This is a genomic window from Hassallia byssoidea VB512170 (assembly GCF_000817785.2).
GTDB classification, from domain to species: domain Bacteria; phylum Cyanobacteriota; class Cyanobacteriia; order Cyanobacteriales; family Nostocaceae; genus Hassallia; species Hassallia carrinoi.
Genome location: NZ_JTCM02000005.1, coordinates 71266 through 85673 on the forward strand (window position 1 = coordinate 71266; position 14408 = coordinate 85673).

Annotated in this window: 10 protein-coding genes; 4 read left to right on the forward strand and 6 right to left on the reverse strand. The window is 39.0% G+C overall.

From position 1 onward, the window contains the following. Window positions 1-20 precede the first annotated feature (20 nt). On the forward strand, window positions 21-401 hold the full coding sequence (locus tag PI95_RS35025; RefSeq protein WP_201280290.1) for a transposase: 381 nt from the start codon (window positions 21-23) through the stop codon (window positions 399-401). A gap of 151 nt (window positions 402-552) precedes the next feature. Here the strand turns inward: PI95_RS35025 and PI95_RS03990 are convergent, their stop codons facing one another. The 6 genes from PI95_RS03990 to PI95_RS04015 form a co-directional block, all read right to left on the reverse strand. Further along, window positions 553-1158, reverse strand: a complete 606-nt coding sequence (locus PI95_RS03990) for a DUF6753 family protein (protein ID WP_039744612.1) — start codon at window positions 1156-1158, stop codon at window positions 553-555. Window positions 1159-1183: 25 nt separating this feature from the next. Further along, window positions 1184-1939 carry a hypothetical protein gene (locus tag PI95_RS03995; RefSeq protein ID WP_039744615.1) on the reverse strand — a complete coding sequence of 252 codons (756 nt, stop codon included), beginning with the start codon at window positions 1937-1939 and terminating at the stop codon, window positions 1184-1186. A gap of 299 nt (window positions 1940-2238) precedes the next feature. Next, complete coding sequence (locus PI95_RS04000; protein WP_236116921.1) at window positions 2239-3126, reverse strand: nucleotide-binding protein; 888 nt, start codon at window positions 3124-3126, stop codon at window positions 2239-2241. Window positions 3127-3182: 56 nt separating this feature from the next. Further along, a complete protein-coding gene (locus PI95_RS04005; protein ID WP_039744616.1) occupies window positions 3183-4166 on the reverse strand; it encodes a hypothetical protein in 984 nt (327 codons plus the stop codon). Between the two features lie 1227 nt (window positions 4167-5393). Further along, on the reverse strand, window positions 5394-9011 hold the full coding sequence (locus PI95_RS04010) for a hypothetical protein (RefSeq protein ID WP_236116922.1): 3618 nt from the start codon (window positions 9009-9011) through the stop codon (window positions 5394-5396). 4 nt (window positions 9012-9015) lie between these two features. Next, window positions 9016-10200: a ParB N-terminal domain-containing protein gene (locus tag PI95_RS04015; RefSeq protein ID WP_039744620.1), complete on the reverse strand. Its 1185-nt coding sequence runs from the start codon at window positions 10198-10200 to the stop codon at window positions 9016-9018. A 510-nt stretch (window positions 10201-10710) separates the two neighbouring features. Between PI95_RS04015 and PI95_RS04020 the strand changes: the two genes are divergently transcribed. The 3 genes from PI95_RS04020 to PI95_RS04030 all read left to right on the forward strand — a co-directional run bounded on the left by PI95_RS04020 (window position 10711) and on the right by PI95_RS04030 (window position 14195). Continuing rightward, on the forward strand, window positions 10711-11190 hold the full coding sequence (locus PI95_RS04020; protein WP_039744622.1) for a helix-turn-helix domain-containing protein: 480 nt from the start codon (window positions 10711-10713) through the stop codon (window positions 11188-11190). 1020 nt (window positions 11191-12210) lie between these two features. Further along, window positions 12211-13200, forward strand: a complete 990-nt coding sequence (locus tag PI95_RS04025; protein WP_039744807.1) for a GntR family transcriptional regulator — start codon at window positions 12211-12213, stop codon at window positions 13198-13200. A gap of 95 nt (window positions 13201-13295) precedes the next feature. Further along, on the forward strand, window positions 13296-14195 hold the full coding sequence (locus PI95_RS04030; RefSeq protein WP_039744629.1) for a transposase family protein: 900 nt from the start codon (window positions 13296-13298) through the stop codon (window positions 14193-14195). The last annotated feature ends 213 nt before the right edge of the window (window positions 14196-14408 follow it).

Consider the following 14408-nt stretch of genomic DNA (forward strand, 5'->3'; position numbering starts at 1 on the left):
TGTATGGTGTCATAGAACCATTGAAAGGAGAAAGTTTCTTTTATGAATTTTCTCACTTAGATACTGAGTGTTTTGGGAGATTTTTGAACCAGTTTTCTCAGGCTTTTCCCCAAGACTTACATATCATACAATTAGACAATGGGTCTTTCCATAAAGCCAAACATTTACAAATTCCTAATAATATTATTTTGCTATTTCAGCCTCCTAACTGTCCAGAACTCAATCCAATTGAAAGACTTTGGGGATATATCAAGCGCCAGCTACCGAGTCCGCTTTTTGACAGTCTCAACGAGTTAAAAACTAGGGTAGTGAAAATTATCGAAGCGCTGACTGTTGATGTCATCACTTCTTTGGCAGCTTGGGATTACATTATCCAAGCAATATCTGTAGCAGGTATTTAACAAAATGGTATAACGGCTAAGTAGGTTAGTAAAAAAATTTCAATGTATGTAAAGAAAGATTAAGTAGAATGATGAGAGCTATAACGGAAAAAAGTTTGCGCTCAAGCTGAATATGCAATTTTAATCACCTTGACAAAACCAGTGTGACAAGCTACTGAACATCAATTATACAAGCACCAGTATATTTTTTGGAAGAACGACAAGTTTTGATAATTGCCGCATTCTTAATATATATATCCCGCGCTGATTTGCCCTCAGGAGATTTTAACCATTGAAGCAGCTTCCTATCCTGCTCAGTTATCGGGGGTATCGGGGGAACCTTATTAGCATTACTAGTAACATAGGTTCTGGCAACTGTTATGTAAGTGAACACACCTAAAAAAGTTCCTAATGCTAACACACTCCCCAGTAGTGCACCTAATTGTGCTAGCTTCCAATTACCAATGGGAGAAGAACTAACCGTGGCAGAACGCTTGCTAATCAATTCTTGAGCAGCGAGGGCGATCGCAGTTTTTTGTTGCTGCAACGCCACATCAGCAGTGTTGTTTAACTTATCATCTATCATGTTAGTCCAGCCTACTACTACCGACTTTAGCTTGTCAGGCAAAGCCAGCAGAAGAGCTTGTGTTTGCCCTATTTCTGCGTACAAGTTAAACAAAGGATCTTCTTGGTTTATACCCGATTGAGCTATCCAGTCAGCAATTTGTTTTCTTTCTTCTTCAGTACGCTGTTGGAGTGCCGATCGCACATCTACCATAATTTAATACCTATACTTTAGTAGTTTAAAAAACTTTTTGTTCGGGTGATAACTCCACGCGACTCATAGTCAATCCCAAATAACTAGCAGCCGTTTCATTAGTAGAAACAAGGGAGTGAAACTTATTCATCCAGTTAAATATAATTGAACGGTAAATAACATTAATAGAATAAGTTGGTTGAATAGCTTCACTATAAGGTAATTTACTATCTTCTAATTCTTGATAAATATTATCGCTTAGTTTACCCAAAACTAACTCTATTCCCTTAAGAGCATTAATTTCCTCCTGCACTTCACCACCGTCATAATACTTAAAATTCTTACCGAAATAGTAATTTTTTAAAACAACGTAATCCGCTTGATTGCCAAAATACTGATACAACTCTCGTAAATATTCAACACAATCCTTTCGATTTGACAAGGGATGTAAAAAAGTAACACGATACCCCAAACCATTTAAATTTTCTAAGAAAAACACACTTTTTTCAAATACCTTGAATTCGGGAAAATTTTGCCCTGGCATATCAGTTAAAAGAACATCTGTTGTGTTACAGAATATTTCCAAGTCTACCAACAATTGATCTGAATCTCCTTGGGAAAAACCTAAATAACAAATCTTCAAATTTTTTTGTGCGTAAATATCCAATTTATTACGATGACCATGATAATAAACTCGCATATTTAAATTGTGCTTGAGATACAATTCAACCAGTAATCTAGAAGTTGTAGATTTGCCAACACGAGCATCACCAATTGTAATTACAACTCGCTTTCTAAGCATAATTCATTTAACTATAGCAGTCCTATTTGAGTTATGAACATATCGTTTGTTCCGTTAACTGTTAACAGTTGACAGTCAACGGGAGCCAGCACGAATGACGGCGATCCCACTCTCACGGTGTGACGGAGCAGCGTTGCAGGCGGGAAACCCATGCCGGGAGCGCAAAGTCTGCCGGGGGGATACTCCAGGTGGCTCGCTTTGCAACTGCACCAAGCCGTAAGCGCAAAGCGCAGGCTTCGCCAACGCGCAGCATCTCCGCGATAAGGGCGTTCAGCAGTCAGTGGTCAAAACAGTCATGTTTACGAATCATTTAGGATCTCTATAGTAGATTTTTCTAGTTCTTTTACTTCATTTGCATCTAATGGTAATTTATCAAGGGCTAAAAGGTTAGCTGCTGGTTTTACACGTTTCTCAAAATCTTCGCTCCAAGATTTAACTCTTCCCTTAAAAACAATATTTGATTTAGGATGGGTATACACATCACTAAAAGCCAAACTATAGCGATCCATAAAATCATACGGCTTGTAAAATAGATCGGGCATAGCAATTTCAACTAACCCTTCAGAAAGCATTTTTTTACGTAAAGACCAATCATTATAACGCTCAAAGCTTTTTTCTTCACCATGAAATAGATTTTTGACTACCACATAATCAACTTGGTTTTTACACAATTTGTACAGTTTTTCTAAAACATTAACAGAGTCAAGTACACGGCTAATCACAGATACCATTGTCGCCCGATAATCTAAATCTGCTAGCATTTCAAAAAATGCTATTTCTTTGAAAAAATTCTCCATGAACTCACCAGATTGAGCAGGCAAGTCTAAAAGGACAATTGGAAAAGGATTAGATTCTAAATCAGTTAAGAGTAGATCGGTTCCGCCGCGTGTAAAAATGTCTAAGAACCGAACTCTACCCTCATATGAAGTCTTAAAGTAACGATTTAATTGAGGATTCCTCTTATCGGCATCATAAGCAATGCAGGGAAGATTTTTATTAAGGTATAACTGTAACAATCCTCTAGAAAATGTACTTTTACCTACCCCACCCTTATCACCAGTAACAATTGCCAATCGATTCGGAAAAGTGCTATCATGATTATTTTGATTATCTGGATTATTATTTGTATTATTTGCCTCAGACATTTTTTTATTCCTTTTATCAGTTTTATTTCTACTAACAGACATAACTATCCTCAAAAAAGCCAGATAAGAACTTTGGTTTTATGTTAGTTGTTTATAAGTTAAACCAACACAAGTATTTTATTTGCCAATTTCATCAACCAAGTAAGATAAGCTAATTTAAAATTAAGAACTGCTTGAATATCAAAAATTTGATGTGTACCACACAACTCTAAAGCTTGTAAAAAAATCCCTCCTTTTAAGACATTACAAATAGAAAATGGTAAAGCTTTGGCTGAATAATGAAAAACTATCGTTACATCGAGTTCCTGAGCTAAAAGCAAATCATTAGCATTTCTTACGAAGGATTGATACAAATCGTAATATGAGATATTTTCATTTTCCAGAATTAGTTGACAACAGCTTAAATAACATTTACGCGATAATTGGTTGAACAAATTAACTTCAACAGTTGCTGTCAATTGCGGTATGTCAACTTTTTTATACAAAAAATTCAAATAAGTAGTTTGTGTAATCGACTTATCAGAGTTACTGCTTAAATTTGTATTGTCTGAATACATCTTAATAGCTGGTAATAACATAGGCGGTGCGCTAAAAAATGAAAACTCAGACTGCAAATACATTGTAGAAAGCGCATCAAGCTGAGTATTATTAACTGAATTAAACCAGTGTAAAGAATTAAGTTTGGTTACTACTAATTCTAAGCCCGAGGAGTGTGTAGCAGACTTTGATTTAACTAGATTACACTTTTGTCTATCACCAAACTTCTTAGCAATATCCTTACGCAACCAGCGAACAAATTCACGTTGACGCTGATAAGCAAATATATTAAAAATATACTTAAGAGCCAACCAGCATAAAGTATCAACTTCCCGTATTTCATTATTTTCAGATTGTACGTATCGCCTTCGCCGAAGTTTTGGGGGCAAGTCTGCAATATAGGTAGCTATATCTGAAACACTTGCCACAGGACAAACAAGCACGAATATGTCTTCTGCAAAAAACTCAACTCCAGTATCAATGTTCAGCAGCCTAATTGAGTTTTGCTCAAATTTAACTACCTGTAACGACCATAAATTATCCATCTTTTAATCATTAGTGCATTTGGTTTTATTAGAATCAATCTCCAGTATGCACAACTAGACAAGATATGAAAACTAACAAAATTCTGATTAAATTAATAACTCAAGTTATATTTCTAAAGCAAGATAATTCTTCAAGTTATTTACCACCGCTTGAAAACTATCTGGAGTTGAGACTAAAAAGACCAGAGCATTAACAAAGTATACGGGAACTTGACATTTCAAAATCATGCAAACATTCATAAATAGAAATTGGTGTACGCCAGTGTTTGCACACTGGCTTTTATTTTAAGTAATCAACAACAAAAGACATAACTACAAATATTACCCCAAAGAAAATGGCATTCATCTAGAAAAAATACACGTACTTTGCCAGTTGCTATTTCGTGTTGCCATTTCACAAATAACAAATAAGTTTATAATTTATTGTTTTTTTTGCTGTAAACGCTTTATGTATTAATTTAGTAAAATAATATATAAATACAAAACTAATAATTATAAGCCACAAATGGTTGTATTTTCAAATGTCAATTTGTACAAAGCTTGAAAATTTTAGAGAGTAAAATATTAAGTGAAAAAGGATGAAATTCTTAGTTGGCTGTCACACATTTAATAACGCTACATATTGTCAACTAGTAGAAAAATTATTCTTTCCCCATGTCCTATTTTCCCAACAGTTAGTTGTATGGCAGAAGCCTTCCTAAAGGGAACTCAACAAGTTCATCCTCAACGGACAGTACTAGTTGCAAGAGTGGAGGGCATTGCCTAAAACTAGTCAACGTGAGAGCGAGCTAACTCTCCCACATGGTTAGCACTCCCAAACGCAGTGGTTCCACTTAACGGGTGCGCCGCCTTACAAGTGCATCACTTTAAGGAGCCACAATTCGTGCGGAAGTTCCCAACAATTCGTGGAAAGTGGCTAGGGAAAACTGCCCACAGCAACCTCTTCCCCAACCCATTTCACTTGAACCGCTAGCATCGCTGATAAGTTGTGTATTATTAATGCACAACAGCTTACTTGGAAATTCTTGTTCTCATACGGGAGGCAGAAACGGAGAATTTAACTTTATAAACTTTGGTAGGAAATTTTCAGTTCTCATGCGAACTGCTGGGTTAAAAATACCGTACTATAGCTAAATTTTAAGTTAATATGCAATCCGTATTGCCAGATTCAACCAATAGGTTGCATCTGAAAAAATAAGCTCAGACTGAGTACGATTAGCGATTGATTTAAGAACTATCTAATAAAGAAGTAAACTGCTCAATTATCCACGCCATACCCTTAATAATATGTGTCATGATACTAAAGGTGCGTTCTAACAATTGCGATTGCCTCTGGGGCAGCAGCAGAACCGATCGCACATTAAATGCAACGTGCTGGAGTATCACTTTGAAGCGATTACCAACGATAGAGGCAGTCTGGACTAAGTTAACAACAGGTAAAAGCGGTGTTTCTTGAGCTACCAAGGGTAAGTACACTAGGGCAACCCAAGCTTGATCGTCATCAACGTCTGGAATAGAATTTGACTCCAGCAATGGAGCGAGTATGGATGCTACCGCTCCAAGCAGTTTAGCCCATCCTCCGATAATTATCCCAGCTGCAATCTGGCTTACCCGAGGCTGTTTGATTACCTTCTCGAGCGGTAACACCGCCGCAATTTCATCAACGACATCCTGCTGCGTCGGTTTTTCATTCCCCGATAATATATGTTTGCCAATCGCCTTGATTAAAGCAAATTTGGTTTGTTCACAACAGGGGGCAGCCCGCCAATCTATCTCAATTGCCCGCACCCTTTGAAACTTGCACCCTGGTAATTCCTCTTGCAGGAACCCCACATCAAAATCCCCAACAAAATAATAGATTAATTTCTCTTTGGGACGCAGGTGCGATCGTAAACGACCGACTTCTTGGAGAATTTCAGCACTCACTAAACCATCAACAAATTCTTGGAAGTCGATGTCAGGGAACTTTGCCGCCGCCAGGTTTTCTTCTCTTAAGGGTGATTCCTCAACTGATATATCCGGCACGACGCCAGTCAATACTTGATACTCGGCAGCCAACTCTCCAATATTTGGGTATGGTATGCCAACGCTTGCAACAGCAGTCGCACCCGCAAAACGGTTAACTCCCCTACCATCCCGAAAGTGATATCCATCTCCCGGTTGAGCGTAGCTCTTGCGTTCGATAAATGCTACGGAGGGTGATAACTTTTCGATTTGAGACCGCAGCGCAGCCACACGTTGGTGCATCGACTCGCGGCGTAAGCGTCCCAAAACACCCATGTCGGTGATTTGCACCACCGTTAAATTTTCATATTGAGGAGTAACCTGCTCAATTACAAGAACATCATCAGCTCCCACACCCAACTTGAGAGCAAGATACCGCACATCTAAGGTACCGTCCAAATAAATGTTGTACCGTGCGGCTTGAGCCACATCCCGATGACGTGTATCCTCCCGATGAATTACCAGTACACCTTTATCAAAATGCATTGCCCCACGAAAATACCTTCCCCAAACTTCTAACAGTGGGACTAACCAATTAAGAGGTACTACCTCAAGAGCTTGTTTAATCTCGAAATTCGCAGTAGAGCGCAATAGTTTATTTATTCGCCTACTCGTAGCACGTTCTGCTTTAGTACCAACACTCGCATCTACACTATCCGCACCTTGGGCTAAAAACTCCAAGTTGGGGGAAAGTTTGACTACCAATTGATTGATAATATCAGTTAAATCATCTGGTGGCGTACCCAGTAGTTGGCGAATGGTAGTATCGTTATAGCCATAACGAGTAGGCTCGGGTGGGAGAGTATCACTCTTAGATAGAGAACCTTGACCGTAAGTATCACCCCACAACTTTAAGCGCAACAGCTCAAAAATTGTTTTCAATTTCTCATACAAGGATGGCGATAAGAGTGATAATTCCCCCACCGTTTGATTAAAATCGCTTATGGTAACTGAGATTTTGTCTTTGCATCGCATTATCTGTGAAGCCTCATCCCAAAAAATTCCACAATCAGAAAATTTGTAATCTTCTGGAGAAGGAAGACTGTCTGGATGCGCTCTTACTTGAGGGTATTGTAAGACAGAGTGTCGTTGTTTACGATAACCAAATCCTAGTCCTATACTATTGCGGCAAGCATTATTTTTGTGGCAGCTAAGACAAATCGGGTTGGATGATTCTTCAGTGCAGTTAATATTTTTCGCGGCGAACACGCGGAACATACTCGCACGGTGGCAGTTACCTGGAGTGGTAGCAAAATTTTCTTTGCCGTTTGGATGAACCAAAAAAGGTTGTCCAAGGGGTGTCAGTCGAGTAGTATCACGAGCAAACCCACTATGCCGAGGGTGTAAATCAACAAAGTTAGTTTCTACTGTTAAAGTAGTCGGGTTGCGATGGTCAGATGCCAGATACCACAGTTGGCGACTCCCAAATTCTTTTGCCGTCATGCTCCCGGCGGTGTGAGATTTCCCTAACCCCGGTGCAGATTTATCCAAGATATGCTGCCAGCCCAATTCTACAGCTTCTTTCCAAATACTTACCCGTTCGTCACCCAAATAAATAATCTTAGGACAGCCCAATTTTTTATACTGTTCAGGGGTAGGTAAATCCGTTGGGGTATATACCAGTATCGCCTCTGGAGCAGAACGTTGGACTATTCGTCTCACCCGTCGCGCAAACCCGCGCCTAGGACGCAACAGACGCTTAATTTTATTTAACTGATGAGTAACATCATCCCAAAGCCGAAGGGGATTGCGCGATAAACTTTCAAACTGCGCCCAAGTGAGCAACTCGTACTCACCAGTATACTCATCGGGATCAGCACAAGATTTATCAAGCTGTCCGTACCAAGCAACTTGTAAAGTGTAACCCCAGCGGGTAACTAACTCATAAGTACGGCGGTACTGACGCATGACATTCTTATTAGCGATCGCACCCGCATCCGCCCATAAAAGCACATCTTGAGTACCACCCAACCTCTCCTTTGCAGCAGTAAGATACCTTTTAAGAGTTTCAGGACTACCCGCAAAGTTACCACCCGCCGCACCAATAGTGATTTGGTTTCGCAATTGGGCGATAATCCAGGGCTTAAGAATACCCTCGGCAAGTCCGATATATTGAGTCAGGGGATGTACATCGTTAGCAGGAGTACAAAACGTAAGGGGCAATTCGCCGTTCTTCAGGTGAACAGTTGCACCCTGAGGGCGTTTACGTGTGCGCGAAGTCGCCCAAAAGTACTTGGGAACATCTTCAAGTGAATCGTTATCAACTCGCAACTGCCAACCAACAATTTGTCCAAGAGGATTCCACACCGGGCATAGATAACCAGACTGAGGAGTAATAAGACTTCGCCCCCCAAGTGCAACACCTGCTAATCTATACGAAACCTCAAGATTGAGTTTTTGCCATTGCTCAACCGATTTAAACGAACCGGCGGCTATCAACTCATCATTTAATCCTCGGCGCTTTAAATCCTCTCGGTGGTGGGAAGATAACCCTAGTTGCCCAAGAATATCTCGAATTTGCGTATCGCGATCGCCTTCACAAAGGCTGGCAGCATGGTGAGCTTTTTCTTGTTGCAGGCGTTCAATACGCATACTCCGCCAACGTTCTGCCCACTCGCGCCTCGAAGCATCATCAACATACACAGTATCGCGCCGTACTATTCCCCATAACCCATCACGGGTAAGTTTGAGAAACTGCCAAGGGGGAGGTGCTGAATATGCATCCGTCGCGGTCATGCACAACACGGTGTCAGGACTATCGCTTAAGTGACGGCAGCGCCTGCTAGTATCGCCACAAACAGGACAAGGATTATTACGGGAGGTGGGGATGTATTTTATCATGATCCTATGCAGCACGAAAATCCCCAGTGTTTTCATCTCTAGCTTGAATTCCAAATTCAATTTTGCGCTGGTCAATCATCTCTTCAAGCTTGCCAGTTTCCAGAAATGTCAAATACCGCTCCTCTTCCAGCGTCAAATTAGGGAAATTAAGCATTTCAGTTAGCCCGACTTGCACCGGGTAAATTGACCCAAACGAGTGCAACAACCGAAATATTCTTTCTCTCTCTTGCATCGAAGGCTCCTCTTGTAATGTGGCATCAACATTTGATGGTCTAAGACTGATAGTTTCCAAATCGTTAGTTTTAAAATTCCGAAAACCAAACTCAATAAACTCGTTAGTAATTTTAATCACTCGACCAGACCTTTCTAAACCAGATCGTTGTTCCTTCTTAAATTGGTAAACCTGCCCAACTTCAAACTTTCTAAATGGGTTACGAGAACCTGTACGCACAAGTCCTAAACCTTCTCGAATAGTATTTACCTCACTGCTCTCAATCACATTTAATACCTTGTGCCGACTATCGTCACATATAAATTTGTAAGCCGCGTCAATAGAACGGTTAAGTTCCTGTCGCAACGCTTCTGCCGAACGTAGTTTGCCTTGTTCTGTTAATTGAGAAATCAACTCATATACTTTTTTGCCTTTGTGGTAACTACCAACACTGAGCTTTACTTTACCCGCCACATCTTTTATGACTGGCAGTTCTATTTTTTGATAATTATTGTCATTTATCGAAGTATTCAAATTTGAATACTTCGTTGATTGCTTGCGCTCGTTTAGCCGACGAGCATTTTCCTGTTGTCGCTCTTTGGCCTTGAGCTTAAGCTTGGGTTCCCAGTAAGTACCCTCCTGAAACTTTTGGAAGTGGGTTTTTTCTTCTCGATGAATATTCAAATCGTATAGAACGTTCAGCTCCTCTTCTGAGCTTGAATATTCACCAAAAGATACTGGAACAGTCGCAAAACCAAGTTGTTTGGCTATCTGCAACCGACACTTACCCGAAAGTACTACATTTACACCTGTACGCGCTGAAACCTGTAGAGGAACAATAATCCTCATCTCACGCCGGATACTCGATGACAAGAGAGGACGATTCTCATTTTCACCGTAAATTTCTATTAACCTTGGATGAACAACTAGTTGATCTGGGGGAAGATAAACAACTTGCTGATGGTCTGAATAGTACATATTTACCCTCGGACATCTTTAAAGGCATATATCGAACACAACTAAACTCTCACTGCCTTGAATAACTTGTCCTCAAAATGCTCAAACCCATACCAAAAAAGCATTTAGGAAATTAAATTCGACCCAAATGCCTAAATTCTTAAGTTTTTTTAAGACCACAGGTTTATTGTATGTACCCTATGGAAATAAGTAAAATTCGGTACAAATCTATATAAAATTACACTTAATAATTTAAGTAGGATTAATGAATCTGCGAAGTACCAATTGGGGGATAAAAGACATCTATCAAAAGATAGACGTGCATAGAGAGGTAAATTCATGTTATGATTGACTCAAGGAAAAAACTCAAGAAGCATCTGTCCAGCCTGCTCGTAACAGGTTGGATTGCTTTGTCCCTTAAGACCTTGCTGCAACAAGGTCTTAAGGAGTGAGAGAATATTTATATGAAAAGACTATAACACGTAAATAAGTTTTTGGCAAAACTTTGTAAGGATGGGAAGTAGATAAAAGATGCCAGGTCCTAAAGCTACTTCAGTAAAAATAACAGATATAGAGAAAAAAGCCCTTGTACACGTACTAACAACGGGTAATAAGCTACTTGCCACTAAGGCAGAAGTGCTGCTGAGATCGCAAGCAGAAGAAACCACTGCAAAAATAAGCAGAGAAATGGGGATCAGCCCCAGCTCGGTAGTGAAATGGAGAAAAGCGTGGAATTCACATACTACTGTAGCGGAATCTTGGGTTGAAGCCATTGAAAAAATTGAAGAAACACTAGGGGCAGGAATGGGTAGGCCTAAAAAGTGTAAACAGCCCCAAATAAACAAAATCATTGAAATTGGTACCAGGAGAGAAAGAGGCGATCGCTCGCGGCATGCGTATAATGAGCTGATTGCCACCGAAGCAGTAAGTAAAGGAATTGTTTCAGACATATCACCTCGGAGTATAGGGCGACTGCTAGAACAGTACGAAAGAGAAACAGCGGGAGCTTAAGTCGCACTCAAGCCCACACTGTACTGCCGGAGGCAGTCAGTGCTGGGTTGTTGACGTGATTCTAATAACAGCAAATCACGAGTATGGAGAGCGTTCCTAGCAGCATAATATTGTTCAAAAAATTCTAACACTACCAGTTCTTCAGAATTAAGGTAAACAGGCTGCTTGAGTATAATAAAGCTAGTTAAGTAGTATAAAAAATCTTAACGAATAAAGGGGGATTGAAAGCTGCTAAGTGTTGTTACGTAGATATTGTCGGTATTGACAGCAATCCAGGATGTAGTTTATTTAATCGATAAGCAATTCTACTTAATGGGAGTCAATGTTAGTTAAAATTAGCTATCCAGCCAACATAATTGGTTAGAATACTTTGGATACAAGTATGGTAAGATACCATTTGCAGTTTTGCCATGCGATACAACTTAATCAAACAAGAATCGTGACCATTTCTAAGCAGAGATTGTCTGATATTTAGTAATGTTTTATACGTAATTTTATGGATTATTTAAATAAAGGTAAAATCCAACCTAACGCAGCTGGCATTCTCGTAGTCGATAGTAATAGGACGATGGTGAGCCTGAATCGAAACTTTTTAGATTTGTGGAGTCTCTCTAAACACCTTTTCATGTCACGAGACGATGAGCAGGTGTTGAAGTTTGTTTCTAAACAATTTGAATATCCCAAAAGCTTTTTTTTCATTGGTTAAGGAGATATACATGCAGCAGCATTTGGAGATTCATGACACTATTCAATTAAAGGATGGTCGAATATTTGAGCGACATTCGCAGCCGCAATGGTTAGAAGAAAAATATGTTGGAAGACTCTGGATGTTTTCTTGTATTGCTAAATCACGATTGGCAAATAATCTGCTCGAAAGTTCAATAAATTATTGTAAGTATCCAATAGTTGTAAATTTCTAGATACTCATTTTCTTGAATGCTTTTTTATAATGTTTAACTTACGTAATTATAATTTTCCGAAAATATGTACAATAACTTCTGGCTATCGAGATAGATGATAATGCCTGTTCCGGATTTTCTTCCCATTGTTGTCAATCCCTCAGCGCCAATAACAATTAATGCTCAGATTGCTGAACAAATTAAACTACTAATTGCTATGGGAGAGTTACAGCCAGGTGATGCTTTACCAACTGTTACTCAATTAGCCAAACAAGTAGGTGTCAATCACAATACCCTTGCAGCAGTCTATAACGATTTAATATCTTCCAACTATCTAATAGCCCAAAGAGGTAAAGGAACTTTCGTCGCTAATACCCAAGTTGTACGAAATATTATTACTAACAAACAGTTCTACAATTTACTGGGTCAAGCTTTTAGTGCTGCGGCAACAGTTGGATTATCTCCATCTGAATTTGCTGGAGCCGCTTATGCACAAGCAGTAATGTTAAATCGGTATTCCTCTACTTCCTTAAAGTTAGTATTTGTCGGATGTTCGCATCAGAGCGCAGATATATATGAAGCTATCAAATCAGAAATAAAAATTCCTTTATCATTTCTTCGTTTATCAGACCTAAATCCTACTAAGCCAAACACTTTAGAAGAAATATTAACTGCTGACCTTGTGATTACGACAGCGCAACATCAATGGGAGGTTATTCAATTAACTGCTCCTGAACAAGAAGTAATTTCCATCAATCTCAAGCCTGACATACAACTTCTGACACAAATTTCGTCAAAACCTCGTAACACAAAAGTACTACTTATTAGTATTTCGGAAACCGATAGCGAGGATATGAAACGGATTCTAGTGCAGGCTGGCATTTCCCATATAAATTTTCAAACAATAGAATTAAAGAGTCTTGAGCAAAGTCCTCAATTTGTGTCACAATTTGAGCTTGTTTGCGTTTCAAAAGTAGTTGAAGAGTATGTACTTCAATATAGCCTTCAATTGGATAAAGTATTAATTTTTAATTTTAGACTTGATGAGAGTAATATGTCTGTTTTAAAAGCTCGAATTGCTACAATTGGGTTGGGAAAATCAATTGTTTAGAGTTTTATGAGATTAATAGACCTGTCCGAAATATAAATTTGGGTACAAAAAAATGGTAGAAGGAAGATTTGAGCGTCTACCTTGGGTCTACCATAATGAAAAATCCACTTCATTATATTCATAAATATCAACATCGTAGCAAGCAAATACTGGGGATTGACTATAAACAGTTTCTAGAGCTAGTAAAGCAAGCTGAAAACAAGCATCAAGAAAGACAAGTTCTGTGGGAAAGGAAAAAAATTAGAGTGAACGCACCAGGGGGAGGACGTAAACCAAAACTAACGATTGCAGAACAAGTATGCCTGTGTCTTTTTTACTTAAGACAAATGCCGACATTTGAAATTTTAGGAATGCACTTCAATATATCGAAGACTGAGGCGAATGATACATTCCATTATTGGCTAAAAGTGTTGCGACTCGTTTTACCTTCTAGTTTACTAGAACAGGTAGAAAGTCAAGAAAGTGATTATGCAATTGTACAAGAAATGTTAATGGAGTTTGAACTACTTGTGGATAGCTACGAACAGCCTAGAGAAAGACCATCAGATAAAAAAGTACAACAAGAATACTTTTCTGGTAAGCAGAAACGCCATACTCTTAAAAGCCAAGTTGTTTCACTACCAGAGGCGAAAGATATTGTCGATATAGTAGTAGGAGCAAAAGGACCAACCAGTGACATTTCATTGTTTCGTAATCAACAACAAAGATTTTCGCGCCTACAATCATTTAAAGGTGATAAAGGTTATCAAGGTGGTAAAAACATTAGTACACCTCAGAAGAAACCACGTCAAGGCAAGTTAACCTCAGAACAAAAAGCCGAAAATAAAGTTTTCTCTAGTAATCGGATTTTTATTGAACATATAATTCGGCTTATCAAGATTTTCCGCATCGCCTCTTTACGATTTCGACTTCATTCTCCGGTGTATGAGCAAATAATTTTTACTGTTTGTGGGTTAGTTAGATTAAGAATTGGCAGTTTAGTTTTACCAACTTAATCAAAAGTGATAATTACACGGCTACACAAGATAAAGGGAGTGTATATTTTTTAGTCTAAACTATCGCTAACTATCTCTAACCCTGATTACTCCGTTTCTATGAAGATATCAAAGCTGGCTTTCAAAGCTTTGCACAGACTCGCTTGTAAATTTTCGGACAGGTCTAATGATAGGCGCAAAAAGATCGAAACTAAATCACTTCAGGATTCTAAG

Bases quoted from the DNA above. Each gene is read 5' to 3' on its own strand.
- PI95_RS03990 (WP_039744612.1), bottom strand. From the start codon at position 1,158: ATGGTAGATGTGCGATCGGCACTCCAACAGCGTACTGAAGAAGAAAGA.
- PI95_RS03995 (WP_039744615.1), bottom strand. From the start codon at position 1,939: ATGCTTAGAAAGCGAGTTGTAATTACAATTGGTGATGCTCGTGTTGGC.
- PI95_RS04000 (WP_236116921.1), bottom strand. From the start codon at position 3,126: ATGTCTGTTAGTAGAAATAAAACTGATAAAAGGAATAAAAAAATGTCT.
- PI95_RS04005 (WP_039744616.1), bottom strand. From the start codon at position 4,166: ATGGATAATTTATGGTCGTTACAGGTAGTTAAATTTGAGCAAAACTCA.
- PI95_RS04010 (WP_236116922.1), bottom strand. From the start codon at position 9,011: ATGATAAAATACATCCCCACCTCCCGTAATAATCCTTGTCCTGTTTGT.
- PI95_RS04015 (WP_039744620.1), bottom strand. From the start codon at position 10,200: ATGTACTATTCAGACCATCAGCAAGTTGTTTATCTTCCCCCAGATCAA.
- PI95_RS04020 (WP_039744622.1), top strand. From the start codon at position 10,711: ATGCCAGGTCCTAAAGCTACTTCAGTAAAAATAACAGATATAGAGAAA.
- PI95_RS04025 (WP_039744807.1), top strand. From the start codon at position 12,211: ATGCCTGTTCCGGATTTTCTTCCCATTGTTGTCAATCCCTCAGCGCCA.
- PI95_RS04030 (WP_039744629.1), top strand. From the start codon at position 13,296: ATGAAAAATCCACTTCATTATATTCATAAATATCAACATCGTAGCAAG.